Origin of the sequence: Chelatococcus asaccharovorans, from assembly GCF_003201475.1 — a bacterium.
In the GTDB taxonomy this organism is placed as follows: domain Bacteria; phylum Pseudomonadota; class Alphaproteobacteria; order Rhizobiales; family Beijerinckiaceae; genus Chelatococcus; species Chelatococcus asaccharovorans.
Genome location: NZ_QJJK01000016.1, coordinates 1 through 21601, shown reverse-complemented (window position 1 = coordinate 21601; position 21601 = coordinate 1). Strand labels below are relative to the sequence as shown.

Genomic DNA, 21601 nt, shown 5'->3' with positions numbered 1-21601 from the left:
CGCGCCGTATTCACGGATCAATCAGGCGGATTGTCGTGCGCCGCAAATGCGCGCGATCGGCGCTCACGCCGACGAAGAGCACGATGTCGCCCGCTTCGAACGCGGGCGCGAGATCGAGACCCGGGAATGTCAGCGCCTCGCCCGTGAGTGCGAGCCGCACCGTTCCGGATGCGCCCGGCAGCAGGCTGATCTTGGCGACATCCTTCAGTTCGAGCACAGGCCGGGCGATGCTGGCCACCACGTCGTGAATGAAGAGAAACAGCGTTTCCTCTCCCGCGACCTGTCCCTCATTCGTGACCTCGACTTCGACGAAGATCTGGTCACCGCGCCTCATGACGGGGGACGTCGGCCGCGGCTCTCCCAGCGTGAAACGCGTGTAGGACAAGCCGTGACCGAAAGGAAACTGCGGCGTCGTCGGCACGTCGAGATATTTGCTCGTGTAGCGATTGGCAGCGTCGACCGGCCGCCCGGTCGGGCGCTCGGCGTAGAAGATCGGGATCTGGCCGACATCGTAGGGCCAGGAGAGCGGCAGCCGGCCTACCGGGTTGAAGGCGCCCGTCAGAACATCGGCGACCGCATGGCCCGCTTCATGGCCGGGGAACCAGGCGGCGACGACGGCCGCGGCACGCGCGACGAGCCAGGGCAGGATGAGGGGGCGCCCCGAGAAAAGGACAGCGACCACCGGCTTGCCCAAGGCGAGCACGGCCTCGGCGAGCTCACGCTGGCAACCCGGCAGATCGACGCGCGCGCGGCTCGCCGCTTCACCGCTCATGTCAGCCGCCTCACCGAGGCAGAGCAGCACGACATCGGCCGATCGCGCCGTCTCGACGGCCTTGGCGATGCCCGCCCCATCAGGGCCGTCGATGCTGACGCCGGCGACGACGGAGATTGCAGCCTCCGGAAGTGCGGCGCTGAGGCCGTCGGCGATGGTGATGCTCTCGGCCGCATGGCCGGCGCCCGTCCACGGGCCGAGCATCTCGCTCGCGGCCGCGGCGAAGGGTCCGATGAGCGCGATGCGTCCGGCCTCCCGCGCCAGAGGCAGAACGCCATCATTGGCGAGAAGCACGATCGCGCGGCGCGCCGCCTCGCGGGCCAGATCCCGATCGAGCGGGGGCTCGACAGGGGCGACGGTTCCGGCGCCGTCCGCCAGTCCGCGATAGGGATCCTCGAAGAGACCGAGGCGTTCCTTGAAGCGAAGCACGCGCGAGACCGCCGCGTCGATCTCGCCCATCGATACGAGGCCGCGCGCGAGCGCCACGGGCAATCCCAGGGGGTAGGCCTTGCTCGTCATGTCGATGTCGACGCCGGCCTTCAGCGCAAGGGCGGCGGCCTCGGCGATATCGGCGGCAACGCCATGGGCGACGAGTTCCGCGACCGCCCCATAGTCGCTCACGACGATCCCGTCGAAACCCCATTCCCCGCGCAGGATGTCACGCAGCAGCCGCGCATTGCCGGTGGCGGGCACGCCAGCGATGTCCGGAAAGGCCGCCATGACCGCTGCCACGCCGGCATCCACCGCGGCCTTGAAGGCCGGCAGGTGAAGTTCGCGCAAGGATCGTTCCGAAATGTCGATCGAAGCATAGTCCCGGCCGGCCGTTACCGCCCCATAGGCGCCGATGTGCTTGGCGGTCGCGGCGACGCCGCCGGCGGTCGCGAGATCGTCGCCCTGGAAGCCGCGCACCTTCGCCTCCGCAAAGCGGCTCCCGACCCACGGATCTTCGCCGGGTCCTTCCGCCATGCGCCCCCATCGTGGATCGCGGGCGAGATCGAGCATCGGCGCATAGGTGAGACTGATCCCGTCGCGCGCCGCCTCGCGTGCCGCCGCACGGGCCGTGCGTTCCCACAGGTCCGGGCTGAAGGCGGCCGCTTCGCCAAGCGGAATGGGGAAGACCGTCCTGTGACCGTGCAGAACATCGAACGAAAAGAAGAGGGGAATCTTGAGGCGCGAGCGCTCGAGCGCGAGACGCTGCACCTCGCGGACGGACAGCGGACCCCACAGATTGAGAAGGCTGCCGACGTGCCCAGCCGCGATGGCCTCCGCCACCGAGGGCGTAACCCCAAGCCGCCCGCCCACCGTTTCGCCCGAGGCCATGGTGAGCTGCCCGATCTTCTCTTCGAGGGTCATGGCGGCCAGGAGCGTTTTGACGCGAGGCGTTTCGACATGGAGCGTTTCGACCGAGCCAGGCATGTTTCCTCCACCCGCGTAGAGACGGTTTGTCTCGAAATTGGCGCGAGAATGCGGGCAATGACATGACCTGCATCAAAGAGCTGTGCGGGGCTCGCTGTCACAATCATCCGCAAATCGTCGAGACGGGGGTGATCATGCCGGACGGCTCCCGGCCGATTCCGCTGCCAGGATGGCGCGAGGCGGTCCTCAGGGCGTGCAAGCTCGTGTGGTCCTTGCCCAGTGGCTCGAACGCGGCCGTCCTGGGCGGTCTGGCGCTCGGCCTCGTGGTCGTCATCGTGGCGACAACCATCGGGCAGATCGGCCTGAACGCGTGGAATCAGCCCTTCTACGATGCGCTCGCCAAGAAGGACCTTGCAGCCTTCGGGCATCAGATCCTCGTCTTCCTCGGCATCGCCGGCTCGCTTCTCGTTTTGAACGTCGCGCAGATCTGGTTGCAGGAGACGGTGAAGGTCCGCCTCAGGGAACGGCTGACCCGTGGTCTTGTCAGCGAATGGCTCGAGCCCCGGCGGGCGGTTCACCTCGCGCTTGCCGGCGAGATCGGCGTCAATCCCGACCAGCGGATCCACGAGGATGCACGCCACCTCAGCGAACTGTCGGCCGATCTCGCCATCGGCCTGTTCCAGTCGGCGCTGCTGCTTGCGAGCTTTGTCGGCGTGCTCTGGATCCTGTCCCAGGACGTCGTCTTCTCGTTCGACGCGCGGGAGTTCTCCATTCCCGGCTACATGGTCTGGTGCGCCCTCCTCTACGCGGCAACAGCATCCTGGCTGAGCTGGAGGATCGGGCGGCCGCTCATCGCGCTCAACGCGCAGCGCTACGCGCGCGAGGCGGATCTGCGTTTCACGCTGGTACGGGCCGCCGAACATGTCGATGCGATCGCGCTGCACGGCGGGGAGGCGGAAGAGCGCCGGCGCATCGACCTTGAGCTCGACGACGTCATCGGCGTCATGCTGCGTCTTGTCCGCTCGACCGTCAACCTGACATGGGTGACGGCGGGATCCGGCTGGCTCGCCATCATCGCTCCCCTGCTCGTGGCCGCACCCGGCTATTTCGGCGGGGGCCTGACCTTCGGGAAGCTCATGATGGCGGTCGGCGCGTTCCAGCAGGTGCAGCAGGCCTTGCGCTGGTTCGTCGAAAATTTCGGCCGCCTCGCCGATTGGCGCGCCACCTTCGGGCGTGTGACATCCTTCAGGACAGCGCTCCTTGCCCTTGACGACGTGGGCGAGGGGATCGATCGCCTCGAGGCCGAGGAGCACCCCTCCGGCGGCTTCACCTTCGATCACCTTGAGGTTATGTCCGCAGCGGGCTGCAGTGCCTTCAACGAGACGGACATCGAGATCGCGCCGGGCAGCCGGGTTCTGATCGTCGGCGACAGGGGATCGGGGAAAAGCACGCTCTTCCGCGCCATCGCGGGGCTGTGGCCCTGGGGCAAAGGCCGCATGCGTCTCCCGCCGCGGCAGAGCATGATGTTCCTGCCGCAGCGCCCCTATATCCCGCTCGGCTCGTTACGCGAGGCGCTCATCTACCCGGCCGGCTCGGTTCCGCCGCCCGGCGACGCGGCGCTCGCGGCCGCCCTGGAGCGCGTGCGTCTCTCGCATCTTGTGCCGTCACTGGACGTGGTCCAGCGGTGGGACCGCGAGCTGACCTTGGATGAGCAGCAGAGATTGGCCTTTGCCCGCCTGCTGCTCAACCGGCCGGCCTGGGTGATCATGGACGAGGCGATCGACACGATCGAGGAAGACAACCGCCGCATCGTTCTCTCGCTCTTCGAGACGGAACTGACGGGCACCGGTGTGCTGAGCATCGGGCGCCGGGCGTCCCTGAACGGCTTCTACAGCCGCGTCCTGCACCTGACCCTGCATCGGACGCCGTGTCCCTGGCCGATCCGGCAGGTCCCCGCCACCGACCGCGCGCCGAAGACTGCGGCCGCCTCCCTCAATCAAAGGCCATCGGACATCCACCATGCGCTCTGAGCCCCTCCGCCACCTCGCGTCGACGCCGGCCTCCGTCGTTGCCGACCGTGACCTGTCCGATGAGGCCTTGCTGGATATCGTCCAACGGCAGACTTTCCGGTTCTTCTGGGATTTCGCCCATCCCACCTGCGGTCTTGCGCGGGATCGCGTCAGCATGACCGGCGAGGGCAATGATCTCGTCGCGATCGGCGGATCAGGCTTCGGCATCATGGCCGTCATCGTTGCCGCAGAGCGCGGCTGGATCACGCGGGACGACGCGCTCGGACATCTCACCACAGTCGTGCGCTATCTCGGCGACGTTCCGCGCTATCACGGCGTCTTTCCCCATTTCATCGACGGCCGCACAGGAGCCACTGTGCCCTTCGGCGCCAAAGACGACGGCGGCGACATCGTCGAAACATCCTTCCTCATCCAGGGCCTCCTGTGCGCCCGGCAGTATTTTTCGGGCCGGTCTGCCGCGGAGAGCGATCTGCGCCGCGCCATCAATCGCCTGTGGCAAGAGGTGGAATGGAACTGGCACACAAGGGGCGGGCGCCCGGTCCTGTTCTGGCACTGGAGCCCGAAACACGGCTGGGCCATGAATCATGAAATTCACGGCTGGAACGAGTGCCTCGTCACCTATGTGCTCGCCGCGGCTTCGCCACACCATGCCATCGATGCCGAAGCCTATCACCGCGGCTTTGCATCCGGGCCGGATTTCAAGAACGGGCACAGCTACTTCGGCATCAAGCTGCCGCTCGGGCCACCCCTCGGCGGCCCCCTCTTCTTCGCGCATTATTCGTTCCTTGGCCTCGCGCCCAAGCTGCTGAGCGATCGCTACGCCGACTACTGGGAACAAAATCGTCGGCACGTGCTCATCAATTACCAGCATTGTGTGCATAATCCGCGCGGTTACCGCGGCTACGGCCCCGATTGCTGGGGCCTCACCGCGAGCGACGATCCTGGCGGCTACGAAGCGCATGCGCCTGACAAGGACCTCGGCGTGATCGCTCCGACGGCGGCCCTGTCGAGCCTACCCTACGCGCCGGCCGAGTGCATGCGGGCGCTGCGCCATTTCGCGCATGATCTCGGAGACAAGCTCTGGGGCGAATGCGGCTTCTCTGCAGGTTTCGCCCTAGACAAGGACTGGTATGCGACGAGCTCCGTCGCCATCGACCAGGGCCCGATCGTCGTGATGATCGAGAACCATCGCTCGGGCCTTCTGTGGACATTGTTCATGAGCTGTCCGGAAGTCCAGCATGGACTGACGAAGCTCGATTTCAGGATTGCTTCCCATGATGTCTGATGCGCAACGGCCGGCTGGCGCAGGCCACAGCCCGCCCCAACTCTCGCTCGATGCCTGGATCGCGCAGGAATATCGCTTCGCTGCAGCAATGCTGCCGCGCGTCGTCTCGGCGGACGATCGCGTGTGGGAGCGCCGCGCGTTCGGCCAGCGCATCACACCCGCCAAGGGCTCGGTGATCGCGGCGCTGACGTTCGGTTCCTATGACCCCGACCCCGACTATACGTTCCATTGGCTGAGGGATTCGGCGCTCGTCATGGACGCCGTGCGGATCCTCGCCGAGGATCGCCTGCTGGGCGGGGGCGGCGAAGCCATGTTCGCCGATTTCGTCACATTCAGCCTCGGCTTGAACGCGCTCAGCGGCCCGCGCTTCCTCGCGACGGCCGGGGACTTCCGGCGCAAGATCGATCCCGCGTTCCTGCACTATGTGCGCTCGGATGCCGAACTCACGGCGCTCGTGGGGGATCGTGTGCTGGGCGACGTGCGTTTCAATCCCGACGGCACGCTCGACATCATCCGATGGGGACGTCCGCAGAACGACGGGCCGGCGCTGCGCGCGCTCACCGTGTTGCGGTGGTTGCGGATGGCCGGCGAGCACCATCGGGGGGAAGCGGCGCAGGCGCTGCTGGCGGCGGACCTCGACTATGTCGCAAAGTCCTGCACCACGCCGTGCTTCGACCTTTGGGAGGAGAAATTCGGCCTCCACTATTATACAGAGCTCGTGCAGTGCTCCGCGCTGGAGCATGGGGCGACCTGGGCCGCGGACCACGGCGACACGGAGCGTGCGGCACGCTACCATTCAGCTGCCATCACGCTCTTGGCGGCGCTCGACACACACTGGTCCGATGCTTTGGGCTTTTATGCAAGCCGCCAGGAGGTGGATCAGGACGCCCCCGAAAAGGCGCTCGATATCGCGACGATCCTCGCAGTGCTGCACGCCGATCGGCCAGCCGGAGCGCACAGCGTGCTCGATCCGCATGTGCAAGCGACGCTCTTCAAGGTCGAGGCGCTTTTTGCAGCGGAACTTGCGATCAATGCCGACGGTCCGGGCCGGACGGCACCGGCGATAGGCCGCTACAAGGGCGACATCTATTACGGCGGCGGCGCCTTCTACCTGGCGACGCTTGGTGTCGCCGAATTCTATTTCCGCCTGGCTGCGGCCGTGCGAACCGGAAGTTCCTTTGCAATCGACCGATACAACGAGCCGTTCATGACCCGCATCGTCGGCCATGGGCTCCTGGGGCAGGCGCGCTGGCCGGCGAACGAACCGGAAAGGGAGAGGGGCGCAGCTGCGATCGCCGCCAGAGGCGATGCCTTCATGGCCACGGTCCGGCATTTCACGCCGCCGTCCGGCGAACTGTCCGAGCAATTCGACCGCGCGACGGGCGCCCAGACATCGGCCAAGGATCTCGGCTGGAGCTATGCCGCCTTCCTCACGGCCATTGCGGCGCGCAAGAAGGCTGCCCAATCGCTCGACCGCGGCGCTGCGGACGGCTGAACCGCCCGGCCGCCCATGGCACGCCTCAATAAGACGTGAGACGTCTCAATACGACTGGTCGCTGAAGGGCGACGCCGTTGGCGTCTGGATCCGGATGAACCCCACGCCGCCGGCGGCATGGCAGCTGTTGCAGGCCGTGGTGAGCTCGCCATAGCCGCGGTTGAACCTGGCGTGGTCCCGCGCCGCGGCGGCCTCGCGCATGTCCGAGATCGTCTTCGTCGCCGCCACGACATAGTCCACGGGAATATTGACGTAGTGAACCGCCGCTCTGTTGAGACTGGAGGCGATCCCTTGCAGCTCGTAGTTGACCAGATCCCAGTTGTCCGATTTGGCCGCATACCAGAGCTTGATATGGCGCCATTGCTTTAAAATCATGACATCGGAGAGGCCGACGACGGGATCGGGCTGTATCTGTCCGGCCGTCCGCGGAGGCTCGACGCCGAACCGCGTGTTCTGGCCGATGGCCGGGAGGGTGGCACATAAAGCCGCCAGACCGCTCAAAATGATGACAGCGCGTCTCATAGCACCCTTCCTCTCCAAAGACCGCAACGGCAAGTATTCAGTTACCTCAACTATTCTACCGACTAAACCGGCCTCCCGAAAGATGCATTGATCGACATCAAGCAACCGGCGCCAACCCATCTTCGCGCTTTAAGGGTTTATCCTTGATCGGGGTCAATGTGGCGTCGCCGTGCATGGAGAACGATGTGCGGCCAGAAGGGCTTGTGTGGACGGACCGATCGACGCAAATCCCTGGAGAGCGGAGGATGGAATGGTTGGCATCACATTGAGCCCGGAACAGATCCGCAGCGCACCGCCGGAGGTACGCCATTGGCTCGAGCAGGAAATCGCAACCTCACTCGGGTTTCGGCCTGACGATGACGTGGCGCGCCTCGGCTCCGAGCACCTTGTCGACTTGACCCCGCAAGAAGCCATGGCCGTCTATGATTCAGTCCGGGGCATGTTCTCCGTGGCGAATGCGTTCTTCGAACTCGGACAGCCTGCGATGGTTCTTGGCCAGGGGCACATCTGCGCGCATCCACTCCTGCAGATGCTGCGCCATACCCGCCTGCAGAGCCTGGATCAGCTCATCGCCTGCCTCCAGGCGATCGACGATGTCGTGCGGCGACTTCGCGCAGACCCGCATGCGACCGTCTACGTCCTCGACAAGCGGGGCTATTGCCTCACGACCGATCTGACACGGACGAGCATAGGGCAGGTGTGGAGTGAATTGATCGGTGGCAGGGGCAGCCGAGAACGTTCGGGCCCCACGCGCGAAGAGCCTGTCATGCCGCCGTCGAGCGATTTCTCGCTATCGCAGACCCTTCCTGCGAACGCCCTGCATTTCGGCGAAGACATTGCCCCACACGATCCGAAAACCGCAACGCCGCCGCCGGCCGATCCGTCGGATGCGGCGCTGAGGCAACCGTGACGCGCGGAGCGCTACACCGGCGCGCGTGACGCCCTCACCGGATTTGCATTGGGACGGAATGTCTCCCGCAGGCGCCCTGCACTGCTGGCGATCGGCCGTCTCTGGTCCCTTTACCGCGCCGGTCGATATCATCAATTTAGCGGCAATAATTACCATTCGAAGTCTGCTAAAAGCTGACTTTTCCAGTGTTGACGAAGATCAAAGCTATTCCCCTTTCCTTCTGCAATTGTATCGCAATGCGCGGAACCCGCGTCGAACCTCTCGTGGAGGAGGACGTCATCATGAGTGAACGTGACCTCGGACTTCGTCAGGACGTACTCGACGAGCTCGAATTCGAACCGAGCATCGATGCGGCCGATATCGGCGTGACGGTGAAAGACGGTGTCGTGACCTTGATCGGCCACGTGAGAAGCTACGCTGAGAAGATTGCTGCAGAGCGCGCCGTGCAGCGCGTGAAAGGCGTGCGGGCGATTGCTCAGGAGCTCGAAGTTCGTTATCCGGAAAGAAAGAAGACCGCTGACGATGAGATCGCCAAACGCGCGCTTGCCATCATCAGCTGGGATACGACGATCCCCGACGACGTGATCCAGGTCAAAGTGCAGGCCGGATGGATCACCCTCTCGGGTGAGGTGGACTGGCATTTTCAGAAAAGGGCCGTGGAAGATGCGGTCCGCAAGCTGACGGGCGTGGTCGGCGTGACCAATCTTCTGCTCGTGCGGCCTCGCATTCAGGCCGACGACGTCAAACACCGGATCGAGGAAGCGTTGAAGCGCAACGCAGCCATCGAAGCGGGCACGATCCGCGTCGGCGTCTCGGGTGGCAAGGTCACACTCGCCGGTCAGGTGCATGCCTGGTATGAGCGCGGTGTTGCCGAGCGGGCGGCCTGGGCGGTGCCCGGCGTCACTGCCGTCGAGGACCACCTCGTCATTCGCTGATCTTGCGTTGCCCACGGGACGATCGGTCCGGTTCATGGCGCAAGCAATAGACATGGCGCAGGCAACAGACATGGCGCCCGCGCGTCAACGATCCGCGAGCGCCAAGCGGCAGCAGATACTCCGCAGACACTCCCAGGAGACGTCCCATGAAGGATATTCTCGTGCATCTCGATGGCACGGCGGCGGATGATACACGGATCGCCCATGCCGGATTCGTCGTCGGCTTATTCGAGGCGCATCTGACCGGCCTTTTGACGAATATCATGCAGGCGCCGGTGATGCCGGTGGCTGACGGCATGGCCTACGCGGTCTACCTGGAGAGTATTCAGGAAAAGACCAAAGAGAGGGGCGATCGCGACGCGGAACGGCTGGCGCACAGGTTGGACGCCGTCACCGCGTCCAGCGAGCTTCGTCGTCTCGACATCTTCAGCGAAGCGGTCTGGCAGGTCGTCGCCATGCAGGCGCGCGCTTCGGATCTTCTGATCGCGCTTCGCCCCTATGGCTCAGAGCGCGACGAGGGGCAGGCGGATGTCGTCGAGGCGGGCCTCTTTGAATCAGGGCGGGCGGTCTACGTCGCACCGGAGGGCGCAGCGCCTCCGGCGGCGCTCCAGTCGGTCCTGATCGGCTGGAACGACACGCCCGCGGCCGCGCATGCGATCGCAGAGGCCATGCCTTTCCTTCGGAAGGCCGGGCAGGTCGTGGTTGTGACGGTCGACGAGCGCGAGGCAGCCGAGCAAGCCGGCGAGGAGCCCGGCGCCGATATCGCCCGCCACCTGGACCGTCATGGGATCAACGTCGAACTGCGCCATGTCGCCGGATGGAGCAATACGTCCGATGCCCTCCTCAACGAGGTGGAGCGCACCGGGGCGGATCTCGCCGTACTGGGCGCCTATGGTCATTCGCGTCTGCGGGAATGGGTCTTGGGCGGCACAACACGCGATTGTCTGACGCGCTGCCCGGTCCCTATTATCATGGCGCACTAACTATACAGTCAAAATGGGATTTTGAGCCTCTTTTGACCTTCAGAACTAAAAATTATCTGGAACAATATTCCATGATAAACTTCACAACTGACGCGTTATCAGATCGAAACTCATACACCGATCTCCGGTCTCTTCGCTATCGCTTCTTATAGAACGACGTATTGACGTATAACATTGTTCACTCCATCGCACTCAAGGTGTCGATGGAACCGAATTCCTGGAGATCGGGTGGTTTTTTCGTTCGCCAATCACAGGAGATCATTATGGCTGATGCAACGAAACTTGCCGTCAAGTCTGAGCCCAAGGCAACTACCCCCGCGCCATCGACCGTGCGGCCTACGCCGTTTGAAAGTCTCCGGAACGAAGTCGATCGTGTCTTCGATGCATTCAACTTGGGAGCATGGCGCCTGCCTTTCAGCCGCCATGGCCTTGAACTTGAGATGCCGTGGAGCCGGTCGGGATCGTGGGATCTGACCCCGGCCGTCGATGTGGCGGAGAAGCCGACGAATTACGAAATCACCGCCGAGCTTCCGGGAATGGACGAGAAAGACATCGAGGTGAAGCTCTCCAACGGAACCCTCACGATCAAGGGCGAGAAGAAGGAGGAGACCGAGCAGCGCCATAAGGATTACTATGTGTCCGAGCGGCGCTACGGTTCGTTTCAGCGCTCCTTCCCGGTGCCGGAGGGTGTTGATGCCGCCCATATCGAGGCGAGCTTCGCCAAGGGCGTATTGAAGGTGACGCTGCCGAAGACGGCCGACGCGCAGCGGAACGACAAGAAGATCGCCATCAAGGCAGCGTGATCTCGATTTCGGAGGAAAGAGCCGGGCCGATAAGTCCGGCTGTTTCCGCAGTATCGCGAACAATACCCGCTTGGATCGATGCATGTGACGCGATCCACGCGGGTATTTTTCTCCCTATTCTGGATAGGAGCACGTCCGCATCAGGGACCCGCTCCAACGCGCCATGATGGGATATGGTAGGTGTCAACGCTCGCGCCCCTATCCAGATTCGCCAATGGCCCGCATCTCCTCCGGCATCCTGCTGTACCGACGCGACGAGCCCGATGTTGTCGTTCTCCTCGTTCATCCCGGCGGGCCATTCTGGCGCAAGCGCGACCTTGGGGCCTGGTCCATACCCAAGGGTGAGGTGGAACCGGGTGAACAGGCTGAAATTGCGGCCCGGCGCGAATTTGTCGAGGAGCTCGGATGCGAACCGCCTGAGGTGGTGCGTCCCCTCGGGCGGATCGTGCAGGGGGGAGGCAAGACGGTCGAGGCTTTTGCCGGCGAGGGCCAGTTCGACCTGAACCGCTTCCGCTGCGCGAGCACCGTCACGATCGCGTGGCCCCCGCATACCGGGCGCTTCCAGACCTTCCCCGAAATCGACGCCGCCGCGTGGTTCACTGTGTCAGAGGCGCGCGACAAGATCCTGGCGGGCCAGCGGCCGCTGCTCGATCGCCTGGAGGGCCTCCTGGCGGCGCCCGGCCTCATGGGCAAATCCGGCCCGGATTGAAGCAGTCGTCTCCACCCGGGGCGATGAACGTCCGCCGCTTTTTGCGTGGGCAAGTCTGCAGCAGACGGACTTGCTCTGGCCGATATAGCCCTTGGCTTTCACGGAGTACGCTCTATCCTCTTTGCGAGATGCTTCTGGCGAGATGCTTCTGACGAGTTCCTTCTGGCGTGATCCTTCCGGCGAGAGCGTCACGACGTGCTGCCCCCGCCCGTCGTGATCTGCGTCAAAGCATTGCCACGGGCCCGGGCATAACAAGGACCGTCCTCGGCTTTTGCGCCCGCGCGGGGCGCCCCTTCAAGCTTGGCGGAGCAGGATTTGCGCGTTCGTCTTCCATTGCTGCTAGCTATCCCCTGCCTGGCCTTGGCGATTGGCATCGCGGCCTCCCCCGCCGCGGCGGAAGGCGGCGGTCTCGGTGACCGCCTGCAAGGCCTCTGGGACAAGCTGAGCGGCAAGCGCCTGCCGGCCGATATCGTCATGACCAACGGGCGCCTGGAGGCCGAACAGGTGCTGGTGGCCGCCAAATTCGCCGGCCGCGTCGTCGAGGTGCTCGTCGAAGAGGGGCAGGTGGTCGACAAGGGGGCTGTTGTCGCGCGGATGGACACCGCCGAGCTCGATGCACAGCTCGCCGGCGTCGAGGCGCAGGTGCGGCGGGCCGAGAAGAGCGCCGCCGAGGCGGAGGCCGCCATCGCCCAGCGTGAGAGCGAACTCGTTCTCGCCCGCCAGGAATATGAGCGCGCCTTGACCCTCAGCCAGCGCGGTTACGGCACCGTGCAGCAGGTGGATCAGCGACGAAGCCAGATGAATGCCATGGACGCTGCCCGCCGCGCCGCCGTGGCGTCGCTCGACCAGGCCGAGGCGGCGGCCGACGCCGCCCGCGCCGACGTCGCCCGGATACGCTCCCTGCTCGACGACGCCGTCCTCACGGCTCCGCGCCGCGGCCGGGTCGAATACAAGCTGGTGCAGTCCGGCGAAGTGGTCGCGGCCGGCGCTCCCATCGCCACCCTGCTCGATCTTTCGGATGTCTATATGACGGTCTTCCTGCCGGCACGGGCGGCAGGCCGGCTCGCCCTCGGCGACGAGGCGCGGATCGTGCTCGATCCCGCACCGGACTATGTCATACCGGCCACCGTCAATTTCGTCGCTTCGGAGGCGCAGTTCACGCCGAAGACGGTCGAGACGGCGGACGAGCGCGAGAAGCTGATGTTCCGCGTCAAACTCCGCATCGGGCCGAGCCTGCTGAAGCAGTATGAGAGCCGCGTGAAGACCGGCGTACGCGGCGTCGCCTATGTGCGCCTGAGCCCCACAGCGACCTGGCCCGCGGACCTCGCCGTGAAGCTGCCGCAATGAGCGCGGTCGTCCATTTCGCGAGCGTGTCCCATCGCTATGGTCGAACGGTGGCGCTTGACGGCGTCGACCTTGCCGTGCCGGCGGGCGTTTTGGCTGGCTTGATCGGTCCGGATGGGGTGGGGAAGTCGACGCTCCTTGGCCTTGCCGCCGGCGTGACACGGATCCAGCAGGGCGCGGTTCATGTACTCGATCGCGACATGGCGAGGGCGACGGAGCGCCGTTCTGCAGCGAGCCGCATCGCCTATATGCCGCAGGGGCTCGGCCGCAATCTCTATCCGACGCTCAGCGTCGCGGAAAATCTCGATTTCTTCGGCAGGCTCTTCGGCGAGCCCAGGGCCGAGCGCGCCGCGCGGATCGATGAACTCCTCCTCGCAACGGGGCTCGCCCCCTTCCGCGATCGCCCGGCCGGCAAGCTCTCCGGCGGGATGAAGCAGAAACTCGGAATCTGCGCCGCACTCATCCACGACCCCGATTTCCTCATCCTGGACGAGCCGACGACCGGCATCGACCCACTCTCGCGCCGACAGTTCTGGGAGCTGATCGCAGATCTGCGCGCCCGCCGCGCCGGCATGAGCGTCCTCGTCGCCACCGCCTATATGGAGGAGGCTGAACGCTTCGACTGGCTCGCCGCGCTGCATGGCGGGCAGGTCGTCGCGACCGGCACCCCGGCCGCCCTCGAGGCGCGCACGGGAGAAGAAAGCCTCGAGCGCGCCTTCGTCGCTCTCCTGCCGCAGGACGCGCGCGGCACAGGCGCCCCGCTGGTCACCCCCGCGCGGGTCGTGCATGACGGCCCGCCGGCCATCGAGGCCGATGGGCTGACGCGACGCTTCGGCGCCTTCACGGCGGTCGATCACGTGAGCTTCCGCATCGAGAAGGGCGAGATCTTCGGGTTTCTGGGCTCGAACGGCAGCGGCAAATCGACAACCATGAAGATGCTCACCGGCCTCCTGCCGGCGAGCGAGGGCACCGCGCGGCTGTTCGACAAGCCGCTCGACGCCCGCGACATGGAGACCCGCCGCCGGGTCGGCTATATGTCACAGGCCTTTTCGCTCTACAGCGAGCTCACGGTTCGCCAGAATCTCGTGCTGCATGCCGAGCTCTTCGGGCTGAAGCGGGCGGAAGTCACGCCGCGTGTCGGCGAGATGCTCACGCGCTTCGACCTCGCCGCGGTCGCCGACAGCCGGCCCGAAAGCCTGCCGCTCGGCATGCGTCAGCGGCTGCAGCTCGCCGCCGCCGTCATCCACCACCCGGAGATGCTCATCCTCGACGAGCCGACATCCGGCGTCGACCCGGTCGCTCGCGACGATTTCTGGCGCTTCCTCATCGCCTTATCGCGCGAGGACGGGGTCACCATCTTTCTCTCGACCCATTTCATGAACGAGGCCGAACGCTGCGACCGCATCTCGCTCATGCACGAGGGAAAGGTGCTGGCGGTCGGCACGCCTGCCGCACTCAAGGCGGCCCACGGCGGCGAGAGCCTGGAAGAGGTCTTCATCACCGTGCTGGAGGCAGCGGGGGCACGGGGCGAGAGCGATGCCTCCGCTTTCGCAGCGGCGCGCCCCGTGGCGCGCCACACGCGGCGCTTCGATCCGCGCCGTCTCCTGGCCTATGCCTGGCGTGAGCGGCTCGAGATCCTGCGCGATCCGGCGCGGCTCGCCTTCGCGCTGCTCGGCCCGGCCCTCCTCCTCATCACCTTCGGCTATGGCATTTCCTTCGATGTGGAGCAGTTGCCCTTCGCCGTCCTCGATCAGGACCGATCGGCCGAAAGCCGCCAGCTCGTCGAGAGCTTCCAGGGCTCGCGCTATTTCGAGGAGCACCCGGCGATCACGTCGGCCTCCGAGCTCGAGGCGCGGCTCAAAAGCGGGGAATTGAAGCTCGCCATCGAGGTGCCGCCCGATTTCGGCAAGGATCTGATGCGCGGCCTCAAGCCCCAGGTCGGCGTTTTCCTCGACGGCGCCATGCCATTCCGGGCAGAGACGACGCGCGGCTACGTCCTGGGGCTTGCTCAAAGCTATCTCGCTGACGAGGAGATGCGCCGCAGCGGCAAGGCTTCACCGCTTTACCCGATCAGCATCGCGCCACGCTTCCGGTACAATCAGGCCTTCAAGAGCGCGAACGCCATCGTGCCGAGCGTGATCGTGCTGATGCTCGTGCTCATTCCCGCGATCATGACCGCGCTCGGCATCGTCAAGGAGAAGGAGACGGGCTCGATCGTCAATTTTCGCGCGACACCGGTGACGAAGGTCGAGTTTCTTCTCGGCAAGCAATTGCCCTATGTGGCGATAGCCTTCGTGAGCTTCATCACCCTTGTCCTGATCGCCTCCTTTCTCTTCTGGGTGCCGCTCAAGGGCTCGCTGCCGGCGCTCGCCGTGGGTTCCCTCGTCTATGTCCTCGCCACCACCGGCTTCGGCCTCTTCGTGTCGAGCTTCGTGCAGAGCCAGGTCGCCGCCATCTTCGCGACCGCCATCATCGCCATCATCCCGGCGGTCAACTTCTCCGGCCTCCTCGTGCCGGTCTCCTCGCTCTCGGGCGGCGCGCGCCTCATGGGGCTCGCGTTTCCCGCGGCCTGGTACCAGCCGATCAGCGTCGGGGTCTTCGCCAAGGGGCTGGGCTTCGCCGATCTGTGGCCCAACATGGTCGTGCTTGGCCTGTTCGCCCTCGGCTTCATCGCGGCGGCCGTCGTTGCCCTGCGCAAGCGAGGAGCGTGACATGGCCCTCCGCATGGCCCCCCGGCTGGCCCTCCATCTGGCCGCCCGCATGGCGAGGATCTTCCGCCTCGGCGTCAAGGAGCTGCGCAGCCTCAAGGCCGATCCGGTCCTCGTCGCGCTCATCGTCTACACCTTCACCGTCGCCGTCTATACGGTGGCAAACGGGGCGAAGTTCGAGGTCGAGAATGCCGCGGTCGCCGTGGTCGACGAAGACCGCTCGATGCTCTCGGCGCGGCTCCGCGACGCGCTCCTGAAACCTTTCTTCAAGGAGCCGGTACTGATCGATGCCGACGCGATCGACCCGGCCATGGATCGGGGACGGGTCGTCTTCGTGGTCGAGATACCGCCGAAATTCGAGCACGATGTCCTCGCGGGCCGACACCCGACGATCGGCCTCGACATCGACGCGACCGCCATGTCCCAGGCGGGCAATGGCGCCTCCTATATCCAGAGCATCATCCTCGCGGAGGTTTCTGCCGCCCTCCCGGGCGCGACGCAGTCCTCCCCGATCGATGTGACCGTGCGCGTGAACTTCAATCCCAACCTGAAGTCCGACTGGTTCACGGCCGTCATGCAGGTGATCAACAATATCACCATGCTCGCCGTCATCCTCGCGGGCGCCGCCCTCATCCGCGAGCGCGAGCACGGCACCATCGAGCATCTCCTCGTGATGCCGGTCACGCCGATCGAGATCATGCTCGCCAAGGTCTGGGCGAACGGCCTCGTCATCGTGGTTGCCTCAACCTTCTCGCTTCTCGTGGTGGTCGAGTGGCTTCTCGGCGTGCCCATCGCCGGCTCCGTCCCGCTGTTCGTCGGGGCGACCGTGCTCTATCTCTTCTCCGTGACGGCGCTCGGCATCCTGATCGCCACCGTGTCGACCTCCATGGGCCAGTTCGGCCTGATCGTCATGCCGTCGCTGATCATCATGAATCTTCTGTCCGGCTCGACGACCCCGATGGAGAGCATGCCCGTCTGGCTGCAGAACGTGATGCAGCTCTCCCCGTCCACCCATTTCGTGGCGCTCTCACAGGCGATCCTCTACCGCGGGGCCGGCGCCGGGCTGATCTGGCCGCAGATGCTGGCGCTCGTCGCCATCGGCGGTGTCTTCTTCGCGGCGGCCGCACTGCGCTTTCGCAAGGCGCTCCTGAGCGCCTCCTGATATCAGCCGCAGGCGGACGGCTCGCCTGCGACCGAGGGCTCGCGCCCGGGATCGCACTGCCGCATCGGCACTTGATTTGCATCAGAGAACCGGGGCACTGGCCAGCGCATGATGCTCGCCACCCTTCAACTGAGATCACGGCCGTGAAGTCGCCCATTCTAATCGTCGAAGATGATACGGCCGTCCGGGACTCCCTGCGCATGGTACTGGAGATCTATGGCTATGCGGTCGAGGTTTTCGCCAGTGGCGAGGCCCTTCTGACGTATAAGAATCTCGGCGGCAGCCGCTGCGTGATCCTCGACGTCAACCTGCCGGGCGCAAGCGGCCTCGAAACGCTGGCGCGCATGCATGCCGAGAAGATCGCCATTCCGGCGATCGTCGTCTCCGGCCGCGCGAATCGCGATGCCCGTGCTCAAGCCGAGAAACTCAAGGCGCTCGCCTTCTTCGACAAGCCGATCGATATCGACGCCTTGCTCACCACGCTCCATGCGCTGGGCACGTGAGCCGCGGCGACGGTCAGTCCCCGTCGCCGTCCTTCTGGACGATGAAAGCCATGCGCACGACGTCCGACAGGCTCGCGGCGTTGAGCTTGACCATCACATTCGCCCGATAGATCTCCACCGTCCGCGGGCTGATGCCGAGATCATAGGCAATCGTCTTGTTGGGATGGCCGGCAACCAGCCCCTCGAAGACGTCTCTCTCGCGTTGCGTCAGGCTTTCCACGCGGGCCAGGATACCAGCCCGGTCGCTATCCTGGCGCTTCGCCCGGGTTCGATACTCGAGCGCCGAACGCACGACGGCAATCATCTGGTCGTCCGAAAACGGCTTCTCGATGAAGTCGAAAGCCCCGGTCTTGAGCGCTTCGACCGCCATCGGAATGTCGCCATGCCCCGTCATCACGATCACCGGCAGATGTTTGTCCGCCCTCTGCAGCCGCTGCAGGAGATCGATGCCGCTCATGCCGGGCATGCGCACGTCCGTGACGATGCAGCCGAGTGCAAGTTCCGGAAGAACCTCGAGGAACGCTTCGGCGGTTGAATGCGCAACGGCATCGATCGATGCCGAGGCCAGAAGAAACACGAGTGAATCGCGTACGGCGTCGTCGTCGTCGATGATGTGAACCTGGCCTATGTCACTCAACGCGAGCCTCCCCATCGACACGCGGCAAGGTAAACGCGAATATCGTACCATCACCGCTATTCGGCTCAACCCAGATGCGGCCACCGTGAGCTTCCACGATGGTGCGACAAATGGATAATCCAACGCCCATACCATGGGGCTTCGATGTTACAAAGGGCTGGAACAAGCGCTGCGCGATTTCATCGTCCAGGCCAGTGCCCGTGTCCGCAACACGTATTTCGACGAATTCGTCCTGACGTGCCACAGATGAGACCGTGAGCTCGCGCCGCGCACAGCCCTCCATTGCTTCGAGCGCATTACGCATCAGATTGATGAGAACCTGCTGCACCTGGATCTTGTCGGCGAGCACAAGGTCTGCCCGGGGGTCGAAGCGAAATTGGGTCTTGACGGCCCGTTCCTTCGCGCCGACGAGCGCCAGTGCGCCTGCTTCTTCCACAGTCTTCGAAATACTTTCGATCGATTGATCGCTTTCGCCACGGGCGACGAATTCCCTGAGGCGATGAATGATCTGGCCCGCTCTCAGCGCCTGTTCCGCCGCCCTCCCGAGCGCATCGGAAAAGGTCGCCTTCGGCGGCGGGCTGTCGCTCTCCAGGAGCCGTCGACAGCCCTTGAGGTAATTGGCGATCGCCGTGAGCGGCTGATTGAGCTCGTGGGCCAGGCTCGAGGCCATCTCGCCGAGCGCCATCAGGCGCGCGACATGCACGAGTTCGGCCTGCAATTCCTGGAGCCGCGCCTCGGTCTGCTGGCGCTCCGTCAGATCGCGGATGAAGCCGGTGAAGAACCGTTGATCGCCGCTCCGCATCTCGCCGACGTTGAGCTCCATCGGAAAGGTGGAGCCGTCCTTGCGCTCGCCGACAACGACGCGGCCGATGCCGATGATGCGTTTCTCGCCCGTATCGCGATAGCGTGCGAGATAGCCGTCGTGGCTCTCCCGGTAAGGCGTCGGCATCAGCATCGCGATGTTCCTGCCGATCGTCTCTTCCTTGCTGTAGCCGAAGAGCCGCTCCGCCGCCGAGGCGAAGGACTGTATGACGCCGCGCTCGTCGATGACGATCATCGCATCGGGCACCGTCTCCAGGATCGACCGCAAATGCGCCTCCCTCGCGGCGAGGTCCTGCGTCGTTGCCTCGGCGCTGGCCTGGGTGCGGTAGAGACGCTCGCCAAACCAGACCAGAAGGAGCGAGATGGCCGTGTATGCGAGCCCGGAGGCAAACCATTGCGTACGGTCGATAAAGACGAAACCCGCGAGGAGCCCGAGAATAGCGGCAACAAGGCCGGGGCCGAAGCCAGCCAGCCCCGCCGCGATGACGACGGGCGGCACGAAGAACAGGAAATTCGGCGGTTGGGTGACAAGGGACTGCAACAGCAGGCGCAAAAGGAATGCGGCCACGACCAGCGCCACCGCGAGCAGGTATCGCGCCATAGGCCGCCGAAGATGGATATGCCGCGGCAGATCCGTAATATCCCTTAAGGGCGAGCCCATAACGTATATTCCCCTAAGGACCAAACCGAATGTCGCAGTCTGGCCAATACCGATAGCAATAACCCTACACCATGCGACAGCGACGAGGATCCCGCAGATGTTGGCTCAAGCGACTATTTCCCCGACCGCCCCAACGCCCCTGAGCTACCATTCCGGTCAGCCGGTGACCGAGCCTTCCGATCTTTGGTCGACTGCAACACGCCAGACCTGTGCCCGCAACCGATCGATCTATTCCGAAGGCGATCCCGCTGATCGCGTTTTCAAGGTCGTTTCAGGCGCGGTCCGCACCTTCCAGTTGCTCGAGGATGGACGCCGTCAGGTCAACGCCTTCTATCTCGCCGGCGAAATCTTCGGACTGGAGGCGACCGGCGACTATCGCTTTTCCGCCGAGGCGATCGTGACAAGCCAGATCCTCGTCCTGCGCCGGGATCGTCTCACGCTCCGCCTGACGAACGAGCCCGCGCTCATGGGCGATCTCTGGCGGATAACCGCCTGTGAGCTCGAACGCGCGCAGGCCCATTTCGCGCTGCTCGGCCGCAAGAGTGCCATCGAGCGGGTAGCGTCCTTCCTCGTCTCGATGGGCGAGCGGTCCGTCACCAACGGGGCCATCGAACTTCCCATGTCGCGCCAGGATATTGCCGATTTTCTCGGGCTCACGATCGAGACCGTCTCGCGCACGATGACGCTCCTTGAAGAGCAGAGGCTGATCGCCATGCCGAGCGCCCGCCGCATCGTCATCCGCGACCGCCGGCCGCTCATGGCGCTCGATAGCTGACGTTGAGAGCAAGCCCGTCTTCTGCGGATGGGCCAGATCTAAAATAGACGAGCCAGTTCAAGGGCTTGAGCGGAATCGGCTGATTCAATCGAAGCCGGGGCGCTTTATCGGGCATTTTCGAACGAAGTGGACACCGGCTCGTGTGAAGACAATGCGTAGAAACAAAGACCTGGAGCATTTCCAGTGAACCGGAGTTCACCGGAAATGTTCTAGTGGAGCGAATTTGACATTTGAATCCCGCCTCACATGAGGCTCCAGATCAAATGTCAAATTCAAAAACTCCACTAAAACCATTAACTTGCTAGTGGTTCTCTTGACTCCGACATTTGCTCCAAGGCCCGTATCAGGCGGATCCAAATGTCGGAGCAGAACCACTAGGAGCGCGGGGCAGATAGGATTACAATTATATCGAAGTTTCACGACACTACCGACATCTACCGCTGCCTCAGCGCCGGCCGCCTCGAAGGCGAGCCGTCCTGAAGCCCTAACCAGGCGGGACCAGCCGATGCCGACCGACCCTGCAAAATCCCCTGTCTCCCTGCCGACGGGACATGCCGTTGCTGATCGCGGGATCGAGCTGCAGCTCGACACTAGAGCAAGGCATGTGCTCCTGTCGCTCGGACAGCTCGAGCGATCGCGGGTTCAACTGGTCAACCTGCTCAACTACGAGGCCCGTGCCTTCGAGGACCTCGGCCTCTCGGACAATGCGCGGATCGTACGCCGAGCCCTGCACCAAGTCGCGGGATGAGACCATGACCGCCTCGGGGCTCCGTCGCGAGCTGGCCGCCGCAATGGGCAGCGACAAGAGTAAATCCGTCTTTTTCAGACTTCCGCCGCTCGAGAATAGACGCGCAAATTGGCTGCTAGATGTCGAAGCTATGAAGGTTGTTCATCCGGGGCCGGGATGTGAGGTTGGGGTTGCGAAGCCAACCAACCCTGACCGGAGCGCCCGGATGAACATGCATGAGAATGCGCGGATGACCGTTCACGGTCGAGTCCTTCTGGTGAATCGGATCGTGGCAGGGGGCTGGCGCGTCGCGGATGCTGCGCGAGCGGCCGGGATTTCCGAGCGCACGGCCTACAAGTGGCTGGCCCGGTTCCGGGCGGGCGGCGAGCGGATGCTGCACGACAGGAGCTCGGCGCCCGGCCGGATGCCGCATGCGACACCGGTCGCGACGATCGAGGCCGT

Annotated in this window: 19 protein-coding genes; 15 read left to right on the top strand and 4 right to left on the bottom strand. The window is 64.5% G+C overall.

Going from position 1 to position 21601, the window contains the following annotated elements:
* Positions 1-10 precede the first annotated feature (10 nt).
* On the bottom strand, positions 11-2188 hold the full coding sequence (locus C7450_RS28755) for a glycoside hydrolase family 3 N-terminal domain-containing protein (protein ID WP_110377937.1): 2178 nt from the start codon (positions 2186-2188) through the stop codon (positions 11-13).
* A gap of 62 nt (positions 2189-2250) precedes the next feature.
* Here C7450_RS28755 and C7450_RS28750 point away from each other — a divergent pair, with 62 nt between their 5' ends.
* Genes C7450_RS28750 through C7450_RS28740 form a run of 3 tightly spaced genes read left to right on the top strand, consistent with a single transcriptional unit; the run spans position 2251 to position 6938 of the window.
* The gene (locus C7450_RS28750; RefSeq protein WP_110377936.1) at positions 2251-4158 is read left to right on the top strand and encodes an ABC transporter ATP-binding protein/permease; all 1908 of its coding nucleotides are present in this window, start codon (positions 2251-2253) and stop codon (positions 4156-4158) included.
* Positions 4148-5443: a glucoamylase family protein gene (locus tag C7450_RS28745; RefSeq protein WP_110377935.1), complete on the top strand. Its 1296-nt coding sequence runs from the start codon at positions 4148-4150 to the stop codon at positions 5441-5443. Before C7450_RS28750 ends, C7450_RS28745 begins: the two co-directional genes overlap by 11 nt.
* Entirely contained in the window at positions 5433-6938 is a 1506-nt protein-coding gene (locus C7450_RS28740; protein WP_146227579.1) for a glycoside hydrolase family 15 protein, read from the top strand. The genes C7450_RS28745 and C7450_RS28740 overlap by 11 nt, the downstream gene beginning before the upstream one ends.
* 45 nt (positions 6939-6983) lie before the next feature.
* Here C7450_RS28740 and C7450_RS28735 read toward each other — a convergent pair whose 3' ends face one another.
* Positions 6984-7460: a hypothetical protein gene (locus tag C7450_RS28735; RefSeq protein WP_110377934.1), complete on the bottom strand. Its 477-nt coding sequence runs from the start codon at positions 7458-7460 to the stop codon at positions 6984-6986.
* A gap of 250 nt (positions 7461-7710) precedes the next feature.
* Between C7450_RS28735 and C7450_RS28730 the strand changes: the two genes are divergently transcribed.
* The 9 genes from C7450_RS28730 to C7450_RS28690 all read left to right on the top strand — a co-directional run bounded on the left by C7450_RS28730 (position 7711) and on the right by C7450_RS28690 (position 17517).
* Entirely contained in the window at positions 7711-8370 is a 660-nt protein-coding gene (locus C7450_RS28730) for a hypothetical protein (protein ID WP_110377933.1), read from the top strand.
* A 281-nt stretch (positions 8371-8651) separates the two neighbouring features.
* Entirely contained in the window at positions 8652-9305 is a 654-nt protein-coding gene (locus C7450_RS28725; RefSeq protein ID WP_110378028.1) for a BON domain-containing protein, read from the top strand.
* A gap of 146 nt (positions 9306-9451) precedes the next feature.
* The gene (locus C7450_RS28720) at positions 9452-10288 is read left to right on the top strand and encodes a universal stress protein (protein ID WP_110377932.1); all 837 of its coding nucleotides are present in this window, start codon (positions 9452-9454) and stop codon (positions 10286-10288) included.
* Between the two features lie 263 nt (positions 10289-10551).
* A complete protein-coding gene (locus C7450_RS28715) occupies positions 10552-11091 on the top strand; it encodes an Hsp20/alpha crystallin family protein (RefSeq protein WP_110377931.1) in 540 nt (179 codons plus the stop codon).
* Between the two features lie 214 nt (positions 11092-11305).
* Positions 11306-11800, top strand: a complete 495-nt coding sequence (locus C7450_RS28710; RefSeq protein ID WP_110377930.1) for an NUDIX hydrolase — start codon at positions 11306-11308, stop codon at positions 11798-11800.
* Positions 11801-12115: 315 nt separating this feature from the next.
* Complete coding sequence (locus tag C7450_RS28705; RefSeq protein WP_246573372.1) at positions 12116-13147, top strand: HlyD family secretion protein; 1032 nt, start codon at positions 12116-12118, stop codon at positions 13145-13147.
* Complete coding sequence (gene rbbA, locus C7450_RS28700) at positions 13144-15855, top strand: ribosome-associated ATPase/putative transporter RbbA (protein WP_110377929.1); 2712 nt, start codon at positions 13144-13146, stop codon at positions 15853-15855. The genes C7450_RS28705 and rbbA overlap by 4 nt, the downstream gene beginning before the upstream one ends.
* 1 nt (position 15856) lies before the next feature.
* Positions 15857-17014: an ABC transporter permease gene (locus C7450_RS28695; protein ID WP_245450190.1), complete on the top strand. Its 1158-nt coding sequence runs from the start codon at positions 15857-15859 to the stop codon at positions 17012-17014.
* 143 nt (positions 17015-17157) lie between these two features.
* The gene (locus tag C7450_RS28690; protein WP_110377928.1) at positions 17158-17517 is read left to right on the top strand and encodes a response regulator transcription factor; all 360 of its coding nucleotides are present in this window, start codon (positions 17158-17160) and stop codon (positions 17515-17517) included.
* 13 nt (positions 17518-17530) lie between these two features.
* Here the strand turns inward: C7450_RS28690 and fixJ are convergent, their stop codons facing one another.
* Positions 17531-18154, bottom strand: coding sequence for a response regulator FixJ (fixJ, locus tag C7450_RS28685; protein ID WP_245450188.1), 624 nt, complete (start codon positions 18152-18154; stop codon positions 17531-17533).
* A complete protein-coding gene (locus tag C7450_RS28680; RefSeq protein WP_245450186.1) occupies positions 18147-19637 on the bottom strand; it encodes a PAS domain S-box protein in 1491 nt (496 codons plus the stop codon). The genes fixJ and C7450_RS28680 overlap by 8 nt, the downstream gene beginning before the upstream one ends.
* Before the next feature lie 97 nt (positions 19638-19734).
* Between C7450_RS28680 and C7450_RS28675 the strand changes: the two genes are divergently transcribed.
* The 3 genes from C7450_RS28675 to C7450_RS34165 form a co-directional block, all read left to right on the top strand.
* Positions 19735-20412: a helix-turn-helix domain-containing protein gene (locus tag C7450_RS28675; protein WP_110377925.1), complete on the top strand. Its 678-nt coding sequence runs from the start codon at positions 19735-19737 to the stop codon at positions 20410-20412.
* A gap of 505 nt (positions 20413-20917) precedes the next feature.
* On the top strand, positions 20918-21160 hold the full coding sequence (locus tag C7450_RS34170; protein WP_170147494.1) for a hypothetical protein: 243 nt from the start codon (positions 20918-20920) through the stop codon (positions 21158-21160).
* A 205-nt stretch (positions 21161-21365) separates the two neighbouring features.
* A partial coding sequence (locus tag C7450_RS34165; protein ID WP_170147493.1) for a leucine zipper domain-containing protein occupies positions 21366-21601 on the top strand: 236 nt, incomplete at its 3' end.

Bases quoted from the DNA above. Each gene is read 5' to 3' on its own strand.
- C7450_RS28755 (WP_110377937.1), bottom strand. From the start codon at position 2,188: ATGCCTGGCTCGGTCGAAACGCTCCATGTCGAAACGCCTCGCGTCAAA.
- C7450_RS28750 (WP_110377936.1), top strand. From the start codon at position 2,251: ATGACCTGCATCAAAGAGCTGTGCGGGGCTCGCTGTCACAATCATCCG.
- C7450_RS28745 (WP_110377935.1), top strand. From the start codon at position 4,148: ATGCGCTCTGAGCCCCTCCGCCACCTCGCGTCGACGCCGGCCTCCGTC.
- C7450_RS28740 (WP_146227579.1), top strand. From the start codon at position 5,433: ATGATGTCTGATGCGCAACGGCCGGCTGGCGCAGGCCACAGCCCGCCC.
- C7450_RS28735 (WP_110377934.1), bottom strand. From the start codon at position 7,460: ATGAGACGCGCTGTCATCATTTTGAGCGGTCTGGCGGCTTTATGTGCC.
- C7450_RS28730 (WP_110377933.1), top strand. From the start codon at position 7,711: ATGGTTGGCATCACATTGAGCCCGGAACAGATCCGCAGCGCACCGCCG.
- C7450_RS28725 (WP_110378028.1), top strand. From the start codon at position 8,652: ATGAGTGAACGTGACCTCGGACTTCGTCAGGACGTACTCGACGAGCTC.
- C7450_RS28720 (WP_110377932.1), top strand. From the start codon at position 9,452: ATGAAGGATATTCTCGTGCATCTCGATGGCACGGCGGCGGATGATACA.
- C7450_RS28715 (WP_110377931.1), top strand. From the start codon at position 10,552: ATGGCTGATGCAACGAAACTTGCCGTCAAGTCTGAGCCCAAGGCAACT.
- C7450_RS28710 (WP_110377930.1), top strand. From the start codon at position 11,306: ATGGCCCGCATCTCCTCCGGCATCCTGCTGTACCGACGCGACGAGCCC.
- rbbA (WP_110377929.1), top strand. From the start codon at position 13,144: ATGAGCGCGGTCGTCCATTTCGCGAGCGTGTCCCATCGCTATGGTCGA.
- C7450_RS28695 (WP_245450190.1), top strand. From the start codon at position 15,857: ATGGCCCTCCGCATGGCCCCCCGGCTGGCCCTCCATCTGGCCGCCCGC.
- C7450_RS28680 (WP_245450186.1), bottom strand. From the start codon at position 19,637: ATGGGCTCGCCCTTAAGGGATATTACGGATCTGCCGCGGCATATCCAT.
- C7450_RS28675 (WP_110377925.1), top strand. From the start codon at position 19,735: ATGTTGGCTCAAGCGACTATTTCCCCGACCGCCCCAACGCCCCTGAGC.
- C7450_RS34170 (WP_170147494.1), top strand. From the start codon at position 20,918: ATGCCGACCGACCCTGCAAAATCCCCTGTCTCCCTGCCGACGGGACAT.